At 40.6% G+C, this 665-nt stretch carries 2 protein-coding genes; one reads left to right on the top strand and one right to left on the bottom strand.

What is annotated here, in order from left to right; all coding sequences use genetic code 11:
* Window positions 1–140 (bottom strand): UvrD-helicase domain-containing protein (locus IQR33_RS36085; protein ID WP_228013985.1); only part of this gene is annotated, 140 nt, incomplete at its 3' end.
* A gap of 118 nt (window positions 141–258) precedes the next feature.
* Between IQR33_RS36085 and IQR33_RS36080 the strand changes: the two genes are divergently transcribed.
* On the top strand, window positions 259–665 hold a 407-nt coding region (locus tag IQR33_RS36080), incomplete at its 3' end, for a transglycosylase SLT domain-containing protein (protein ID WP_193844205.1).

Below are 665 nucleotides of genomic sequence, written 5' to 3'. Positions count from 1 at the left end.
CAGGGTTCCAAGCCTGACTCAATGAATGTCGCGGCCTTCTCCACAATAACGCGAGTCTTACCACTACCTGCCCCCGCATTAATCATGCAAGGTACTCCAGTCGTGTTGACTCCTTCATACTGACTCGCGGTTAATTTCATTCTCATCCCTCCCATTTAAGTGTTTATATATGGTATTTTAATTCAACCTCAAAGTCAACTTTAGTCTATTGTTTTTTGTTGCTAAATGATATATTTCATTTAACGGAGGATTGCGTCTATGTTTGAATTTTTGGGTGTAACAGCAGCTGACGGTCTTGAGCAACTTAAAGAACCGGAAAGGTCTTATTACGAATATGTAATAGAGCATGGCGACACGGGGCTGTACAAAGCCATGCCGTGGAAAAGTAAACGAGATTTACTTCTTACTTACAAAGGTGAGATTGAAGAGTGTACTTTAATCTCTAGCAAGCTAAACAATATACATCCTAAATACATACGTACAATCATGAGAAGCGAGAATGGTTGGCCAGGAGCTGACCAGAAAGCCAAGAACGGTTCTGGTGATTTAGGAATAATACAAGTTAACCCTAAGGTTTGGGATCAAGAGTTTCGTAAGCTTGGTGTGACTATAAACTGGGAAGACGTCAGAGATGATGTATGTGCAAATCTATTTATTGGTGGTGT

The organism is Vibrio sp. OPT46 (assembly GCF_015163535.1).
Lineage (GTDB): Bacteria > Pseudomonadota > Gammaproteobacteria > Enterobacterales > Vibrionaceae > Vibrio > Vibrio alginolyticus.
Note: the sequence above shows the minus strand (reverse complement) of the source record. Positions and strands in the feature narration are given on the sequence as shown.